Annotated in this window: 1 rRNA gene; it reads right to left on the reverse strand. The window is 52.0% G+C overall.

Annotated features, from left to right (window positions below):
- A 23S ribosomal RNA gene (locus BN3456_RS00080) occupies positions 1-271 on the reverse strand; the annotation flags it as partial.

The raw sequence follows: 271 nt of genomic DNA on the forward strand, positions 1-271 counted from the left end.
GTCTACTCCGACTGACTTGTGCTCGCCCTATTCAGACTTGGTTTCCCTTCGGCTCCGGGCCTTTAAAGCCCTTAACCTTGCCAGCCGGCGTAACTCGCCGGACCGTTCTACAAAAAGTACGCGGTCGCACTTACAAAAGTGCTTCCACAGCTTGTAAACATATGGTTTCAGGTTCTCTTTCACTCCCCTCCCGGGGTCCTTTTCACCTTTCCTTCACAGTACTATGCGCTATCGGTCACTAAGTAGTATTTAGCCTTACGGGGTGGTCCCC

Source organism: Clostridium sp. C105KSO13, assembly GCF_001517425.1.
Taxonomy (GTDB): domain Bacteria; phylum Bacillota; class Clostridia; order Lachnospirales; family Lachnospiraceae; genus Muricomes.